20 protein-coding genes are annotated in these 16,166 nt (G+C 60.9%); 15 read left to right on the top strand and 5 right to left on the bottom strand.

All coding sequences use genetic code 11. The features are described 5' to 3' along the window. The first annotated feature begins 3 nt into the window (after window positions 1–3). Window positions 4–3,744 (top strand): conjugal transfer protein TraG N-terminal domain-containing protein, encoded by a 3,741-nt coding sequence (locus AC3WS4_RS24290; RefSeq protein ID WP_039575519.1) that lies wholly within the window; start codon window positions 4–6, stop codon window positions 3,742–3,744. Here AC3WS4_RS24290 and AC3WS4_RS24285 read toward each other — a convergent pair. Together AC3WS4_RS24285 and AC3WS4_RS24280 are read right to left on the bottom strand one after the other, a co-directional pair. After that, window positions 3,741–4,262 (bottom strand): hypothetical protein, encoded by a 522-nt coding sequence (locus tag AC3WS4_RS24285; protein ID WP_228383647.1) that lies wholly within the window; start codon window positions 4,260–4,262, stop codon window positions 3,741–3,743. The genes AC3WS4_RS24290 and AC3WS4_RS24285 overlap by 4 nt on opposite strands. Before the next feature lie 154 nt (window positions 4,263–4,416). Continuing rightward, window positions 4,417–4,806, bottom strand: coding sequence for a MarR family winged helix-turn-helix transcriptional regulator (locus AC3WS4_RS24280; RefSeq protein ID WP_052208293.1), 390 nt, complete (start codon window positions 4,804–4,806; stop codon window positions 4,417–4,419). A 223-nt stretch (window positions 4,807–5,029) separates the two neighbouring features. On the opposite strand from AC3WS4_RS24280, the gene AC3WS4_RS24275 reads away from it, so the two are divergent. After that, window positions 5,030–5,269, top strand: coding sequence for a ribbon-helix-helix domain-containing protein (locus AC3WS4_RS24275; protein WP_039575525.1), 240 nt, complete (start codon window positions 5,030–5,032; stop codon window positions 5,267–5,269). A gap of 3 nt (window positions 5,270–5,272) precedes the next feature. Then, entirely contained in the window at window positions 5,273–5,701 is a 429-nt protein-coding gene (locus AC3WS4_RS24270) for a putative toxin-antitoxin system toxin component, PIN family (RefSeq protein ID WP_039575528.1), read from the top strand. Between the two features lie 30 nt (window positions 5,702–5,731). Here the strand turns inward: AC3WS4_RS24270 and AC3WS4_RS24265 are convergent, their stop codons facing one another. Beyond that, window positions 5,732–5,950 (bottom strand): hypothetical protein, encoded by a 219-nt coding sequence (locus AC3WS4_RS24265; RefSeq protein ID WP_039575531.1) that lies wholly within the window; start codon window positions 5,948–5,950, stop codon window positions 5,732–5,734. A gap of 212 nt (window positions 5,951–6,162) precedes the next feature. Here AC3WS4_RS24265 and AC3WS4_RS24260 point away from each other — a divergent pair, with 212 nt between their 5' ends. Next, window positions 6,163–6,534 carry a PRC-barrel domain-containing protein gene (locus tag AC3WS4_RS24260; RefSeq protein WP_052208294.1) on the top strand — a complete coding sequence of 124 codons (372 nt, stop codon included), beginning with the start codon at window positions 6,163–6,165 and terminating at the stop codon, window positions 6,532–6,534. On the opposite strand, the gene AC3WS4_RS24255 is transcribed toward AC3WS4_RS24260, so the two are convergent. Both AC3WS4_RS24255 and AC3WS4_RS24250 read right to left on the bottom strand, forming a co-directional pair. Beyond that, window positions 6,518–6,850 (bottom strand): DUF6961 family protein, encoded by a 333-nt coding sequence (locus tag AC3WS4_RS24255; protein ID WP_054724989.1) that lies wholly within the window; start codon window positions 6,848–6,850, stop codon window positions 6,518–6,520. The genes AC3WS4_RS24260 and AC3WS4_RS24255 overlap by 17 nt on opposite strands. A gap of 84 nt (window positions 6,851–6,934) precedes the next feature. Next, entirely contained in the window at window positions 6,935–7,198 is a 264-nt protein-coding gene (locus tag AC3WS4_RS24250) for a DksA/TraR family C4-type zinc finger protein (RefSeq protein WP_039581049.1), read from the bottom strand. A 305-nt stretch (window positions 7,199–7,503) separates the two neighbouring features. Here AC3WS4_RS24250 and AC3WS4_RS24245 point away from each other — a divergent pair, with 305 nt between their 5' ends. The 11 genes from AC3WS4_RS24245 (at window position 7,504) to AC3WS4_RS24195 (ending at window position 16,115) form a co-directional block, all read left to right on the top strand. Next, window positions 7,504–8,022, top strand: a complete 519-nt coding sequence (locus AC3WS4_RS24245) for a sigma factor-like helix-turn-helix DNA-binding protein (RefSeq protein ID WP_039575534.1) — start codon at window positions 7,504–7,506, stop codon at window positions 8,020–8,022. Window positions 8,023–8,080: 58 nt separating this feature from the next. Next, window positions 8,081–8,413: a hypothetical protein gene (locus AC3WS4_RS24240; RefSeq protein WP_039575537.1), complete on the top strand. Its 333-nt coding sequence runs from the start codon at window positions 8,081–8,083 to the stop codon at window positions 8,411–8,413. A 41-nt stretch (window positions 8,414–8,454) separates the two neighbouring features. Further along, entirely contained in the window at window positions 8,455–8,928 is a 474-nt protein-coding gene (locus AC3WS4_RS24235) for a hypothetical protein (protein WP_039575541.1), read from the top strand. After that, window positions 8,835–9,878: a JAB domain-containing protein gene (locus AC3WS4_RS24230; RefSeq protein ID WP_158514392.1), complete on the top strand. Its 1,044-nt coding sequence runs from the start codon at window positions 8,835–8,837 to the stop codon at window positions 9,876–9,878. The genes AC3WS4_RS24235 and AC3WS4_RS24230 overlap by 94 nt, the downstream gene beginning before the upstream one ends. Beyond that, window positions 9,875–10,900, top strand: a complete 1,026-nt coding sequence (locus tag AC3WS4_RS24225; protein ID WP_228383648.1) for a LuxR family transcriptional regulator — start codon at window positions 9,875–9,877, stop codon at window positions 10,898–10,900. Before AC3WS4_RS24230 ends, AC3WS4_RS24225 begins: the two co-directional genes overlap by 4 nt. A 108-nt stretch (window positions 10,901–11,008) precedes the next feature. Further along, window positions 11,009–11,632, top strand: a complete 624-nt coding sequence (locus tag AC3WS4_RS24220; protein ID WP_052208297.1) for an acyl-homoserine-lactone synthase — start codon at window positions 11,009–11,011, stop codon at window positions 11,630–11,632. Continuing rightward, window positions 11,629–12,489 (top strand): phytanoyl-CoA dioxygenase family protein, encoded by an 861-nt coding sequence (locus AC3WS4_RS24215; protein WP_039575544.1) that lies wholly within the window; start codon window positions 11,629–11,631, stop codon window positions 12,487–12,489. The genes AC3WS4_RS24220 and AC3WS4_RS24215 overlap by 4 nt, the downstream gene beginning before the upstream one ends. Before the next feature lie 3 nt (window positions 12,490–12,492). After that, entirely contained in the window at window positions 12,493–13,095 is a 603-nt protein-coding gene (locus AC3WS4_RS24210; RefSeq protein ID WP_039575548.1) for a GntR family transcriptional regulator, read from the top strand. A 198-nt stretch (window positions 13,096–13,293) separates the two neighbouring features. Next, window positions 13,294–14,226 (top strand): HEPN domain-containing protein, encoded by a 933-nt coding sequence (locus tag AC3WS4_RS24205; RefSeq protein WP_039575551.1) that lies wholly within the window; start codon window positions 13,294–13,296, stop codon window positions 14,224–14,226. Window positions 14,227–14,487: 261 nt separating this feature from the next. Then, the gene (locus tag AC3WS4_RS24200) at window positions 14,488–15,105 is read left to right on the top strand and encodes an RNA polymerase sigma factor (RefSeq protein WP_454890259.1); all 618 of its coding nucleotides are present in this window, start codon (window positions 14,488–14,490) and stop codon (window positions 15,103–15,105) included. Next, window positions 15,102–16,115 (top strand): FecR family protein, encoded by a 1,014-nt coding sequence (locus tag AC3WS4_RS24195; RefSeq protein WP_052208299.1) that lies wholly within the window; start codon window positions 15,102–15,104, stop codon window positions 16,113–16,115. The genes AC3WS4_RS24200 and AC3WS4_RS24195 overlap by 4 nt, the downstream gene beginning before the upstream one ends. Window positions 16,116–16,166 lie beyond the last annotated feature (51 nt).

The following is a 16,166-nucleotide window of genomic DNA, read 5'->3' as shown; positions in this document are numbered from 1 at the left end:
GCCATGCGTGTCAGTTCGCTTTCCGCGCTCGCCGCCGCCTTGGTCGCGCTGCTGCCCGCTCCCGCGCTCGCACTCGAGACCAGCTTCCACACCTATGACGGGTTCAACGAGACCGTCGATGCGTTCCGGCTCGTCTCGATGATCTTTGCCGATCCGCGCTACGAAACGCTGGTGCTCATCGTCGCGGTCGCCGGGATCGCGCTCGGCGCGCTACTCGCGAGCGTGCGCGGCAACGGCATGGGGATCGTCGCTTTCGGCTTTCAGACGCTCGTCGGCATCGGGCTCTTCGTCGGCATGGTCGCGACCACGGGCACCGTCCATGTCTACGACCGGGTCCGCAACGCCTATCAGCCCGTTGGCGACGTCCCGAACCTGATCGTGCTGGTCGCGGGCGTCACCAACATGATGGAGCGCGCGATCGCTGAGACGATTGACGACAATACCATCGATCCCAATGCCAAGCTCGAGTTCGGCGCCGGCGGCCACAGCTTCGACCTGTTCCTGAACGCTGTTAGCCCGCGAGGGCCGATGACTGACAGCTTCCTCGATGCAACGATCAAGGATTATGTCCGGCAATGCTATCCCGTCGCGCGCGTCTCTCCCGCCTATGGCATCGACGACGATCAGCTCTTCCGCACCAGCAACGATCTTCCAGCGGCTTTCGCCGCGATGGCGGGCCCTGCAACCTTCAGCACCGTCTTTACCGCGACCGACAAGGGCGGAACGACGGTGAGCTGTACCGAGGCCTGGACGCATATCTCGGGCCGGCTTTCGGATCCGGCGCTGTTCGACGATTACAGCCGTCAGGTCTGCGAGCGTACCGGCTATGATGTCTCGAACGCCGCCCAGCTTCAACGCTGCAGGTCCAATCTTGGCGCGCTCGGCGACAAGATGCTGGCGACGCCGCTGACGCTCCAGCAGCTGATGACCAACATCAACCTCGGCAATGCTGTCGGCGACGTGCTGTTCGAAGACAGCCCCGCGACCGCCGCGCGCGTCATGGCCAACCGCGCCGTCGTCTCGAGCGGTCTCGCGACCATGTCGACCGCGAACGAATGGATGCCGACGATCCGAGCCACCGTCTTCGGGATCATGCTGTTCATGATGCCGATCGCGCTGCTCTTCATCCTGACCCCGATCAACCTGCGCGTCGCGAGCTTCGCGCTCGGCCTCTTCGTCTTCGTCGCCATGTGGGGCGTGATCGATGCCGGCATCTACCAGCTCACGCTCGGCCGCGCGATGGATGTGCTTGCCGAGATGCGCTCGAACCATGTCGCCGCCAATGCCTGGATGCTCGCACCGGGGTCGGCGATGAAGGCGCTGGCCATCTTCGGGAGTTTTCGCACCGCCGCCGCCGGGCTCGCCGGCGCCTTCGTATTCACCGTGTTCCGCTTCTCGGGCAACGTGTTCACCTCCTTCACCAGCGGCGCGCTCGGCGTGCAGGGCCAGGGCACCGCGGCCGCGACGCCGATCATGACGCACGAAGGCCGCGCTCAGGCGCTCGAGGCGCAGGCCTCGGCGACCGGCACGACGGCGCGCCGCAGCGCGGCATCGAGCTTCGGGGATTTTGGGGTGCGGTCCGCCATGGGCGCCAATCGTGCTTTCGGCGCGGCCGGCGGATATCTCGCCGACCGGACGCCGGGCATCGCGGGAACGACGGGTTTTGCGCTCGGAGCGACCGATGCCGCGCGCGAACTTGGCGGCCTCGCTCCTGCTCTTGTCGGCCGCGACTTAACCCATCCCGCGACGGCCGCGGCCGTGCGCGCCAATGCGACGACGTCAGCGATCCACAATTTCGCCGAGAAGGACGCGCTGCGGAACTTGGGGACGAACTATTTCGGGCCGGGTCAGGCGGGCGAGCGGGCTTTCGCCGGTTTCGCGCAGAACATGGTGCAGTGGAAAGCGTTCGGTGACACGCGGGCCTACGACATGATGATGCAGGGCGCGCAGCGGCATTTCGAGCGCAATGGCTATGACCAGAAGGATGCCGCGCTCAAGGCCTCGACCGTGATCGCACAGGCTTCGGCCGACCCGACCTTCGCCAAGCTGATCGCCAACACCTACGACCAGGAGGCGATGCTGCGGAACGATCTCACCACCGCGCAGGTCAATGTCGGCGCGATGGAAGGCCGGCGCGACTATGCGGGCGACAATGTCGCCGGGATCGAACGGCGCAACGTCGCAACCGAGCAGGCGTGGCGCACCGGGAATAACGAGGGCCAGCGCAACGCCGCGTCGATGCTCGGCCTGTCCGTCGACGAAACCTCGCGCCGCATGGGCTTCATCAACACCCTCTCGGGCGAGGCCCGCTCGTCGGCGATCACCTCGCTCTCCCGCGCGACGGGCCGCAACGAGGCGCAGGTCATGCGCGCGCTGGAAACCTATAACGCCTCGGTCCAGCTCGGCACCGCCGACGGCGCGACAGCCGAGGCCGGGCGTGAGGGAAAGAGCGTCTATGGCCGCACCCGCGAGGTGGCTGGCTATGACTTTGCCGAACGCTCGGGCAAGCTCGATGCCCAGCGCGAGGTCGGGCATGACGGCGTGCGTGGCGCCGCGCGCATCGGCGAGCAGCGGCGGCAGAGCGACAATTTCGGGTTCGCGGAAGGCGCAGCCGCCGCCGGCGTCTCCACGCGCGAGGCGGCGCGGCTCGACAGCTTCATCCAGGCACTCAGCCGCACGGCGGGCAACCAGGTCGACATGGCCGAGGGCGGCGCGGCCGGGATTGCCGATCGCGCGCGCAATGAGCGGCTGACGCGCATCGTCGACAACGAGCGGCTCACACGCATGCAGGGTCTGCTGCGCAGCGAGGGCATCAACATGACCAAGCGCGAGCTCGCCATGGCGCAGAATGGCGATCTCAATCTCAATGTCTCGCCCGATGTCGCGCGACAGCTCCGCGCCGCCGGCCTCATCAACGACAGCCAATATGGCGCGATCGCCGAGGGGGGCCGCGCGCGCTTCAGTTTCGCGGACAATGATCTGCTCGTATCGAGCAGCACCGGGTTCACGCAGTCCGCGCGCAGCGATACCAGCACCAAATATGAAGCCGGCAAGCAGGCCGGCCCCGACACTGTCGAGCATATGCTGAGCAGCGGCCCCGAGGGTCAGGCGATGATGGCCAACTGGCTCCGTGGAGGGTTCGAAATGGACCGCAACGGCGAGTGGCGGCTCAATCCGCAGGTCGCCGATACGCTTCAGCGCGACGTGTCCGCGATCATGGCCCAGACCGGGTGGCAGCGGGCTATATCTCGCTCGGCGCAAGACCAAATCTCAATGGGAACGACGGTTGGCGGCAATGTCGGCGCAAGTGCCCAAAGCGGTGATTATGCGTCGCGTGGTGGTTCGGTCAAGGGTAAGGAACGATCACAGACAGCAACGTCAGGGAGCGTCGGCGGCAGCTTGGGATATAGCAGCAGCGACATGGGCACGAGTAACGAGACCGCTCGGGCTTCGCTCGATATCGTAAACTATGATGTACGCGAGGCGATATCCGCCGCAGAGCGGGCGGCTGCGCGCTCTGTAAACCCTGAAACGACATTTACGAGCGAGTTGAACCGTCAGGTGCTTGGCCCCGAGGGGCTGCGAAATCGCTACCTTGGGCAAGCCGATTCCGCACGTGGAACCGCCGATATTACTGGGCCGATGACGTCGCTTGAACAATCCTCGATCTTGAGCAGTGGCCGATTTTCTACCGACCTAGCAAATGGTCCATTCGACGGAGATAGCAGCTACAAGAAGCGCTAATCTCGACGTCCAGGGTGCTGAGGGCTGAGTGGGTTGCCTATATAGAGTCCGCCGGAGCGCGGATCATAGATGTCGACCGACCAATGAGGTCGCCCAAGACGCTCCCAGTGCTCGTCCTCCATCCTCATCTGTTCGAGTTCGTCGATTTCCTCGTCCGAGAGAGGTTCGCCAGACAGCGGCCTGTTCAACCAAGCTCGGATGAATCCAAAACCAAGCACCAGCAGCGTCGTCAGCGGGAAGAAGAGCATGTTGAGATAGCCCGCCAGAGCGCTGGTATAAAACTCCGCCAGAGCCGGGAGTTTCAGCGAGGCCGCCGCGCCTGCCCAGTAGACCGGAATCGCTGCCCACCAAAGCTTCGCGTACCACGGCTTCCAGAGCCAATCGCGCGCGACGGGCTCCCGAACGGTATCGGCTGTTGATGCGTCGGAAAGGTGGCTCGCCTGCATGTGTTTTCTCGGTCGGCAGCCTATCAGAAGATGCCGATTGAAGGAATCAAAAGAGCTTCCGGAAATGGACATTTTGCTTTCCCTGATCCGATGATTTTCCAATTTCCTTTTGTAGTTACATCAACTTCGGCTTCCCTCTTTCTCCCTTGAACCTTGAAGCCAGATTCTTCGTCTCTCGTTTAGGCATGACAGATTTCGTTCTGGACGATCGAGGAAGCGGCAGCCATCAGGCATTCGCCCGGGACTTCGCATAGTCGTCTAGAATGCACCTGAGGATGGCTCGACCGCGAGCGGTCAGGGCGATGTTCGTTCGACGCCCGTCGTGAGGATCGCGCTCGCGAACCACAAATTTGCAGGATTCCATTTCAATGGTCTGCCGCGTCGCAGTCGGAATCGAAACGCCACTCGCATATCCCAGGCTCGAAACCGGCAGCCTTTTATCGACCGTATCCGCGACATAGAGTTCCAGTAGCATGATCCAGCCCGCATGGCTCCAGTCTTGCTTCTTGAGGTACCGCGCAATGATCTGCCGTTCGACAAGCAGCTCACGGCATAGGCGAAGCCGTCGAGCTTCGACATCGAACGGTGGATCATCTTGTTCGATCCGCGTCGCCATGCGTCCGTTTGCGCCTCGCGTCAGTTTGACGTGGAGAGCCGGAACATCCGGCGCCGAGGTGGATGCTGCGATCTATTGTGTTCCGTGCAGAGGCTCGAAAATCGGGGTAAGCTAAATCGAGCCCCCCTGTGGCAAGTCGATCCAGCGCATATGTCGCAATTGAAGATTGGCGTAAAAGATGATAAGCGCTTATCCGCTTAAACGTCCATGAGGAGTCTAGATTATGGGAGATGCGACGCGTTGGACCGTCAATGTCGCGACCGAAACCGACATTGATGTCCGCACATATCTAGCTCAGCGCGGAATGAAAAAGGGCGATCTATCGCGCTTCATTGAAGAGTCCGTGAAATGGCGCCTGCTCGATCTTACGCTCGCCGAGGCCCGTGCCGGTTTCGATGACGTCTCGCCGGAAGAAATGAGCGAGTTGATCGACGAAGCGATTGCGGATGCGCGTCGGAACTGATCAATGCGCGTTGTCATCGACACCAATGTGCTTGTCAGCGCACTCCTGCACGGGCGGTCGCTTCCCTTTCAGCTGATTGCCTTGTGGCGCCAAGGCAAGGTCACCTTAATCACCTCTGCGGAGCAGCTAGAGGAAATTCGGCGCGTTACACGCTATCCCAAACTGCGAGCCCGCTTGAATCCAGCCGTTGCCGGCAGACTCGTCAATGAACTCAAGGGCAGCGCCATTGTCATAGAGAATCTGCCCGACGTGTCCGTCAGCCCGGATCCCTGGGACAACTATCTTCTGGCGACGATCGAGGCCGGGATGGCCGAACTTTTGATCACCGGCGATAAGGCCGACTTGTTAAGTCTCGGGCGCCATGGCGGGGCGCGCATTATCACCGTTCGAGAATGCCTGAGGCTGATTATGGGAACCGAGCCTGATATTTAGCGCCTCATCGGCACCAGAACCGGCGCCCCTTCAGCCGAGACGGCTCGATATCATTGGCCAACCTCTCAGAGCGCGGCGAAGCGCCGCCTTGAATCCATTGCAGCCCGTGACCAGGCCGAGTTCGCTAGCGCTCGCGTCGTCGACTCGGCGTCCCAGGAAACCCCGCGCGAGCAGCAGCGCGGGGCGATTGCGAACCGCCGGGCCGAACGCGACCGCAGCTGGCGCATGCTTGAAGCCGATCAGGCTCATGAAAAAGAGCGGCCGAAAGGCAAGGTCAGTGCGGCGCGCTAAATACGATCGCGCCATGCGCGGGTGGTGCGCGGACTGAGCTGGCGTTCGGCTCGTCACACGAGTCCGACGTCTCAGCGAATATTGCCGGATGCTCGATTGAAGCAGGGAAAGATTGCGGGATGCAAAGCGTAGCGTGAGGAGAGAGGGGAGACGCAGAAAGGAAACATGTCATGGCTGACACGGACATCGCCACGGACGAAACCAGCCGCCTGATCGCCTCGAACAAGGTGGAAGGCACCGCCGTCTACAACCGCGACCGCGAGAAGCTCGGATCGATCTACAATTTCATGGTCACGAAGCGCGAAGGTCGCGTCGAATATGCGGCCCTCCAGTTCGGCGGTCTATTCGGTCTTGGCAGCGATTATTATCCGCTGCCCTGGGACGTCCTGACTTACGACACCGAACAGGGCGGCTATGTCGTTGATCTCGACAAGAAGGTTCTCGAACAGGCGCCGCGTTATGGCGCCGATAGCGAGCCGACCTTTGATCGCGACTATGGCCGCGAGGTCTACGGCTACTATGGGATCAATTATCCGTTCTAGTTTCCGGCGCCGGATTCGGACGCGAGGCAGCCGCATCGGGGTGCTGTCTCGTCGGCCCGGACTGTCCCTGCGCGGCGGCACGGGCGGCAATCCGCCGACCGTCTGCCGCCGGCGATGCTATGCTGCCGACGTAGCGGATTTCATGGAGATCCGTCAGGCAAACGGCTACCTTCGTCCAGAACGCGGCGCCCGAGTGATCACCCGAGCGGCGCAAATCGTCGATCATTGTCGTGATAACCTCGGGTCCGCGATCGCCATATTGAGATTCGATGGCGAGCGCTTGGCCCCAAAGGTCGTTGTCGGCCTTGGCACCCATGATTGCGACTCCGATTTTCTTTTGGTCGATCCTAACCATGAATGAGCAAGCCGGCAAAACAGATCGCCGCGCGCAAAAGCCGCTTCAGCGCAACTGGCTGTCCTTGCTGCCGCGGCGATTGGAGCCCGCTGGCCGGATCGACGCATCGCGTTTGTCCTGACAGGAAACGCAGGTCCGGCTCGATGGCATCGCCTTGCGGCGCGCGGCGGGAATTTCCATGCCGCAGTCCTCGCAGAAGCGCGTCCCTTCGCCCGACGCGATGCGTGAACGCGCGATCTTGACCGCATCGGCAACTGTATCCTCGATCTGTTCCTGCACAGCACCGTCATGTGCCCAGCCGTCCGCCATCATCGACCCTTTCAAGGTATAACGCCGGGATCCTCGTGATCCGGCATGGGCGCCGCGCGGGCGCACATTGCCCTCACCGCCGTTCGGGACAACCGCCGAACAAGATGAAATCCTGCGCATACGCAGCCATGATTTTCACTGATCACCTACCTCGCGGCGCTCAATTTCGAGAAACTCCGCAAAGCACCCGGCGCCACTGACTGCAAAAAACTGTAATATCGACTCGACCTCCGGGCCTTCCGCGTGAAATATCTCTAACTCCGAAGGAAAATCTGGCCACCAGGGGTCACAGTGGCAGCGGCGCTATGGACGAATTGGGATCGCGAGAATCGGATGATGCCGAACGCTGGTCTCGGCTGACCGAGAAGCAGCGTGCTTGCCTCGATCTGCTCGTCGAGCGCAAAACGTCAAAACAAATCGCCCGCGAACTCGGCATTGCGAAGGTGACCGTCGATCAGCGCATCAGGGCGGCCCGCAATATTCTCAGCGCTTCCGACCGCGATGAAACGGCGATCATCTATTCCCGGCTAAAGCCGATATATGATCGGGTGATATATGATCCGGTAGACCTTCCCCAACCCCAGAACAGCGTGCCAAGCATCGACACGAACGGAAGTGCATTCAAGGCCATCGCACTGAGCGAGCACATGACGTCAGTGGTTGAGCCGCCGAGGCGCCCATCACCGTTCAAGGATCTATGGAGGCATGATCATGCCACGAAGAGCAGGTTACTGATCACCGTGACCATAGCGGTCTCTGCGGCGATCATAGCACTCGTCGGGCTTGCGATTGCATTGGTGCTTACGCAGCTGATTTCCGTCTGATCCCACATTGTCGCAACCACAAAGTCGGAGCCGCCGCGGCTTCCGGCAAGGAGAAGCCATGCATACCGAAGTCGAACCCATCGTAACCCGCCTGCAGCAGGACGTGCCGGCGGCAGAGGCTCGCATCGATGACGCGATGATCGCCCTTCTGTCGCTCACCACCAGTGTCGTGGCGGCCCGCCGGGACACTGCCGGAGTACCGGCTGCGAAAGGCCATGCGATGATCCAGCGTCTCGCCAAGGCGCAAATGTCGCTGGTCGATATCAGCGGCGAGGTATTCCGCGTTCACGGTGATCTGGTGACCATCGGTCGAGAAACCGCGGGCTACGACATCCACGAAGACTGCCCGCTCCAGGAATCGGCGGTCGTGCCGCTCCACGCCGTTGCCTGACACGGTTTGACTGGGGGCCATTACTATGAATATGGATCGCAATGCGCGTCGCGGCATTCTTCCTGCTTCTTTTGGTGGCTCTCGGTTACGCCGCACGGCGCGGTGGAGGTCCCGAACGGGTGATGGCGGGGGTTGCGATCGTGATGGTCGCATCCGATCCGATACTCCATCGATTCGTTCCGCTTGGCTATGCTTCACTCGATTTCGGTCATCTTGTTATCGATGGATTCGGCGCTACCTCGACATTGGTCCTAGCGCTGATCGCACACCGATTCTGGCCGATGATAGCCGCTGCGCTTCACCTGCTCCCATTGATGGCACACCTCAGCCGGGCGTCCGATTTGTCGATGCACCCGGCTGCCTACATGATCATGCAGGTCGCCTGGTCATGGCTGGTGCCTCCCCTTCTGATCTTTGCAACATGGCGTCATCAGCAACGCTTACAGCAGAACGGCAGCGATCCGTCCTGGCGAAATTCATCGCGATCGTCGCCCCTGAGCAAAGCCAGCAATTAGCAAGCGCGCTCCTCGCAGAGTTTCACACCCTCAATCGAATCTGTTCGCAGTCGAAGGAAAGTCTGGCCCGGATTTGCGGGAAAAGCAGCGCGGTGCCTGGACTCCTGTTAGGCGCGCGCGCCTTAATGCTCGAAGGGTCGCGCGGGGAACTGGGAAAGCGAATAATCGATCCAGGCGACCAGAAGCTGTTGCGGCATCTGATTGCCACGATGGGCTCGCTCCAGGATGAAACCCTCCGTATCCTCTTTCTGGATGGCATTGGCCGGCTGATTGCCGATGAGCAAGTGCAACGCGGAACGGTGCACCAGCTCGTAATTTATCCTCGGCCAATCTTTCGCCGGGCGATGGAACATAACGCCGCGAGCCTCATCCTCGTTCACAATCACCCCAGTGGGGATGCGACGCCCAGCGAGGAGGACCTGATTGCAACACGCGCGCTGGTACAGATTTCCCGATCGCTCGACATAGAAATCGTCGAACACATCGTTGTCACGAACTCCGAGTGCCGGCGAATAATGAAGTCGCGCCCGCGACCGAATACAACCGCCAAATCGGCAGGCCAGCACTTGAGAGACAGCGCTTCCGATCGATCGAGCTCGGAGCAAGCGCGAACGGATCAAGCGCTTGCTAACGCCCGACGCGCTGTCCGACGGCGCCTGTTAAGGCAGCAGTTATTCGGCTCGCCAGAAATTCTCGGCGAACCAGCATGGGATATGCTGGTTGAGCTCTTCATCCATGAGTGCGAGGACAAACCGATATCGACCGGATCGCTATGCGGGGCGGTCGAGCGTCCTCTGAGCAGCGCGATGCGGGTCCTGCAAAAGCTGTGCGACGCCGAACTCATTTATCGCGCCGAAGATCCCAGCGACGGCAGGCGACAATTTGTACGGCTCGCGCCCTCGGTCGCGCACCGACTGCATGCCTATTTCTCCGAAGGCGGCGAGACATGACGAGGCTCGCCCCGACCAAGGCACACCACATTCGCATCAATGTCTATGCCGAGACTTATCACCGCTGGCGGAACGACCCACGCCTTCGTCGGGGCGCAGCAAAGGAGAGAAGCCACCGAGCTATTCAGCATCTATTTCAACCGCTCGGTATCGAGCATTCATGTTCAGCGATCGTCGATGAAGGAAAGGAACCGAATTCGATGACATTAGGAGCGACCTGCGGGATGGCGGGTTGGGAACGCGCCCTCGGTCGATCAATGATCATGCGATTGCATTTGATGGAAGATCTGGTTTCAGAAATTTGTTCCGTAGATGACGAAGATGAACTTCATGCAGCGCTGATGACCGCAGCGCGTCGAATGTGTTTCGATCATTTTGCCTTGGTCTATGATCGGCGAGCCGGCGACGAAGCCGAAGCCAATTTGCTGATCCATGACTATCCGGACGCTTGGGCGAATGTCTATGTCGACTTCGACCTCGGGGGCGCCGATCCGGTGCGCCGGGCAGGAGAACGATCGCTAGTCGGCTTCGAGTGGCAGCATCTGCCTGATCTCGTCCCCATGACCGAAGGCGATCGGCATATGCTGGCGGTGGGACGCGAAAACGGCGTCGGCGACGGCTTCACGGTCCCCCGGCATTTGCCGGGCGAGGCCAGTGGATCGTGCTCTTTCGCCGTTCGTCCGAACCGGGAGATCCCTCGCGAAATGCTTCATGTCGCCGAAATTGTCGGCGCCTTTGCATTGGCCAGCGCGCGGCGGATCGTCGGGGTCGCGCCCGTGCGCGAGCGTCCAGTCCTGAGCAAGCGCCAGCGAGAATGCGTCCTCTGGTCTGCTCGCGGCAAGTCCCAGGCCGAAATTGCCGCCATCCTTGGAATAAGCGAGGAGACAGTCAATCAGCATCTTAGAACGGCGCGCGATCGATATGCGGTGCATTGTCGGCAGGCGCTCATCCTTTGCGCGCTGTTCGACGGATTGATCGGCTTCGGCGACATCATCCGGTGGGCGCGGCCCGCCGTTCACTGACTGACACTGGATCAGGATGGCTCGGTGGGAAGCCATCCCCCTTTCATGCTATAGGCAGATCGGCAAAATCATGATGAGACTCCGGGAACAGACAGCCCAGGAGCCAATATGCCTACCCCTACCACGCGGACGCCAGAGGTGTCCGAGAACGATGTGCTGCGCGCCATGTTCGCGGCCCGCAAAGAGGTGTTCGTCGACCTGCTAAAATGGGACTTACCCGTTCTGGACGGCCGGTTCGAGATCGACCAGTTCGATACTCCGGCGGCCCATTATCTGATTCTGGCCGACGAATGGGGTCGCCACCGCGCATCCGCGCGGCTGCTGCCAACCGACAGCTCGCATCTGCTCGGCGACCTGTATCCCTTTCTCTGCGACGGGCCCGTCCCCGCAGGGCCGAATGTCAGGGAGATCACTCGCTTTTGCCTCGACCGGAATCAGACAGCCGGCGAGAGGCGCATGGCGCGAAACCAACTCGTAACCGCGCTTGCCGAGCATGCCTTGGCGACCGGCATCACGGATTACACTGGGGTCGCCGAAATCGGCTGGCTCCAACAAATTCTTCAATTCGGATGGCTGTGCCGGCCGCTCGGAAGGCCCTTACGCCAGGACGGGAGAACGCTCGCTGCCCTCCATATTCAGATCGACGAGCGCACGATCGATGGCCTGAAGCGCGGCGGCGTCTTCGAACCGCTGACATTCGCACTGTTCGGCCAGCAGGAGTTGGTGGAATGACATATATGTCTTCCGAAGAACTGACCGCCCGGCTGGTCGAATGCGGCTATTGCATCGTCCCGGACGTTTTGCCGACCGCGACGATCGATGCATTCAATGCCGACCTCGATCCCGTCTTCGCGGCGACGCCTTTCGGCCAGGGGCGCTTCTACGGCTACCGCACCAAGCGGTTCGGCGGGCTCTTGAAGCGATCTGCCCATGCTGAAACGCTCGCCCTGGAGCCGACGACCCTCGGCGCCGTTCAAGCCATACTCGGCAGCGCGTGCGACCGGATTCAGCTCAATGTGGCGCAAGCGATCGAAATCCATCCCGGTGAGACGCGGCAGTTTCCCCATCGCGATCATGACATGTGGAATGGCGCCAAGGGCGAGCATGAATATCTGATCAACGTCATCTGGCCGCTTACTCCATTCACGGCTGATAACGGCGCGACCCAAATCTATCCCTATAGCCACGGCCGCGACGGGATGGAGAAGGAGGATGTCGGCGACCCGATTGCCGCGATCTGCGATCCGGGTTCAGCAATTTGCTTCCTTGGCTCGACCGCGCACGGCGCCGGGCCCAATTTGACCCAATCGGTACGCCGCGGGGTGGTCATCGGCTACAGTCTCGGATGGCTCAAGCCCTATGAGAATCTGTGGCTTTCCTATCCGCCGAATATCGCCCGCAAATTCTCACCCGAACTCGCCGCGCTCGCGGGATATGCGCAGCACCGCCCCAACCTCGGCAATTATGAAGGGCAATGCCCATCGATATTGCTGGACGACAATGTTCCCGACCATATCGGTGCGATCGATGCGTTGCGCCCCGATCAGGAGGCGATGCTTGCCGATTATTTCCGGGCGTCGGCGGGCTGAGCAATGAGTCCCGCCCATGTGCATGAGCCGACCTATTCCGCGACCAAGCATCGGCTGATGACCGGCGCCTGGTCTGCTGGCGTTCGGATCGAAGCAGCGCGGCTCGCGGACGAGATCGGCGTCAGCATCACACCAGTACGCGATGCCCTCAATCGGCTTGCCGGGGAACGCATGGTGGATTTCATCGCGGGGGAAGGATTTCGCGTTCCGCTGTATAGCGAGGCCGAGCTACGCGATCTCTTTGGACTCAATCGCCTGCTGCTGCTCGCGGCCGTCGGCAAGGCTGGGCTTCCACGCGACGGCAACCAGAATATGGGTGATATCGCGGACCGCTCGAGCCGCCTCTTCCTTCGGCTGGCGAGTTACTCGGCAAATGGAGAAATCGTCGCCGCGGTGGGCGCACTCAACGACCGATTGCATCGGACGCGTATGCTCGAACTCGAGGTATTCGCCGACGCGGCGGACGAACTTTCCGAGCTTGAGACGATGGCCAGCGAGAGACACGACCGCCGCATCTTTCGGGACCTCCTGGGACGCTATCACGAACGACGCAGACATGAAGCGGGCACCTTTGCGCGTTTGCTCAGCAGCACCGTTTCGCGATAGGAATCGGGCAGCAGAGAGATGATTATGACTGCGGATGAAAGCTTCAATGGGCAGCACCTTGGTCGTCCGCGGCGACCAGGGCTCGCTGCGAGGGTCGTCGGCAAGAAAACCAATGGGCGCGCGCCGACCCGCCGCTTTAGTCAAAGATGGACCCGAAGAATGGGTGCATCGTGGGCACAGTGTTGCTAGGCTGTTCTCATGCGGACGAACATTGACCACATCCCTCCCCAGAAGCGTCGAGACCTTGAGCGGGTCGTCCAGATTATCTTCGAAGAATTCGAGGATGCGCTGGCACTGGCAACGCAGCAATGGAAGAAACGCGGTCGTATCGAGAAAATTATTCTCTATGGCAGCTATGCCCGCGGCGACTGGGTGGACGAGCCGCACACGGCCAAGGGCTATCGGTCGGACTTCGACCTGCTGATCATCGTCAACGATAAAAGGCTGACGGATCGCGTCGATTATTGGTTGAAGGCCGACGATCGCTTGACGCGAGAACTGGCAATCACCCAGACGATCAAGACACCGGTGAACTTCATCGTGCACACAATCCAGGAGGTGAATGACGGCTTGGCGCATGGCCGCTATTTCTTCATGGACGTCCGGCGCGACGGCATCGCGCTCTATCAGACAGTCGACGATGAACTCCACGAACCGAAGCCAAAGACGCCGGAATCGGCGCTGGCGATGGCGGAGGAGTATTTCGAAGACTGGTTTCCTGGCGCGATGCAAAAATACGAAGGTGCAAAGTTTCATATCGAAAAGCGGCACTTAAAGCCGGCTGCATTTGACCTGCATCAGACCGCTGAGATGCTTTACCATTGCATACTTCTGGTCGAGACTTTCTACACGCCGCATGTCCATAATCTGATTTTCCTCCGCAAGCAGGCCGAGCGGATTGATCGTCGCCTTGTCGATGCTTGGCCGCGCGAGACGCGTGCTGACCGGGCGCGGTTCGAGAAGCTGAAGGACGCCTATGTGAAGGCGCGCTATTCGAAGCACTATCGTATCACGGTGGAGGAGCTCGAGTGGCTCGCCGCGCGGATCGAAGTGCTCGGGCAGTTGGTCCATGAGATTTGCACCGAAAGGCTGACCAAGTTGCGTGAAGATCTGGGCAAGCCGGCGAATTGATCTTCGTTGTCGTCGAGGTCGATTTCCGAGAGCCAGCTCTGACTTGCCAATTCATCGGAGATTCGCCATGAATATTGGGCGCGCATCGCAACTGGCAGCGGGCGCGTGGATCTTCCGCCAGGCATTATGAACACCGGTCCGCAAGGGACAGGTGGCCGAACCGGGCAAGTCTGTCAGACTGGCAGTCAACGGCGGCGTAGCACTGGATACCATTTGCCCGGCCTCGTCGGAGCATCTGGCTTGCCATATTCAGGCTGACGCGTGCCCTTCCATTCCTTCAAGCGCTTCACTGGCGAGCAGCACCCACGTTCCCGTTCGCCTGCGTGTCACATCACCGCAGCGACCGTGCCCGATACGTCGTGCTCGACCGGAGTAGCGCCGGAAGGCACGATGAGCCTCGATGAGATGTTCCGCGTCCACGGCCCCAACCTGCTTGGTTATCTACGCCGTCATGCCGGCGACGACGCCGCGGCCGATCTGATGCAGGATGTGTTCGTGCGGGCGGCCGGAAGCCGCCAGCGGAACAGCCTCGTGAACCCCGGAGGATTCCTGCGCCGCGTCGCGAAAAATCTGCTTATCGATCGCGCACGCAAGCGCAAGCGCGACAATGTCGTGCTGCTCCCCCTTCAAGAAGAATGGGATGCCATGAGCGCTCCCGAACAGGAACATGGGTTGCACGTGACTGACGCGCTGAAAGAATATGAGCAGGCCATTAGAACCATGCCCGAGAAGACCCGCCGCGTTTTTCTGATGCGCCGCGTCGATGGACTGAGCTATCGCGAGATTCATGAACAGTTGGGAATCAGCATCTCGACTGTAGAATATCATATGGTGCGGGCGCTTGGTCATCTCTCGGACGCTATGGAAATCTATCGATGAACGACAATAAACGGGGCGAAGACGAACATGTGTCCATCAATCAGCAAGCCCGCGAATGGGTTGTACGATTGGATCGGGACAAGAGCCCCGAAACCCGTGCCGAGTTTGACGAATGGTTCGACGCATCGCCGGAGCACCGCCGTGAGTTCGAATGGATCGAAAAGATTTATGCCGTCGGTGAGCACCTGAAGGATTCCGATGAGTTCGGGCTGAAACGCGAAGCTGACGCACCGCGTCCCGCTCGCTCTAGACATTGGCTGATGTGGGGAACAGCCGCCGCCGCTGCGGTGGCAGTCCTGATGATAGCGTTCGGCGCGGGCGGCGCTCCCCTCCCCGGGCAGTCCATGTCGGCGCTAGCCGCCGAGCCGCTCGTGACCCAGCGCGGCGAGATCCGCAGTTTCCGACTCTCCGACGGCACAAATGCCACTCTCGATACCGACAGCCGGGTCGAGGTGTCGATGACCGCGACCGAGCGCAGTTTGCATCTCTCGCAAGGGCGAGCGCGCTTTGAAGTCGCGTCAGACGCTCGACCATTCCGGGTGCGGGCCGGCGCCGGCGAAGTCACAGCCTCTCAAGGCGTGCTCGATGTTGCCTATGGCGACGATCAGAACATTACCGTCCGCGTCATCAGCGGCGAGGCCAAGGTCGGTCCCATAGCCCCGGGACCGCAAGCGGCGCCAGCGCGGCCAGCGGATCAGAGTGAAGTGCTTGGCTACAGCGTAACCGACGGTCGTGCTGTGTCGGTGCCACCAGTTGTCGGCGCAAACGCGCGCCAAGATTGGCCGAGCGGCTGGGTCCAGCATCGATCGATCCGCCTCGACCAGTTGGTGGCCCAAGCCAATCGCTATTCCGGGAAGCCCATCATCCTTGACGATAACGCCACGGCCGCGTTGATCGCCTCGGGGCGCTTCCAGATCAACAAGACCGATGTCTTCGTAGAGCGGATCGCTGAGTCTCTTAAGCTCCGTATCTCGTACCGCGACGACGGCATTCATCTTCGAAAGCGATAATTTTTTCGGCGACCCACTGCGGGTTGCGAAATCCCTTCGTCAGGCATCCCA

The organism is Sphingopyxis sp. EU05-FHT14B03, assembly GCF_058790875.1.
Note: the sequence above shows the minus strand (reverse complement) of the source record. Positions and strands in the feature narration are given on the sequence as shown.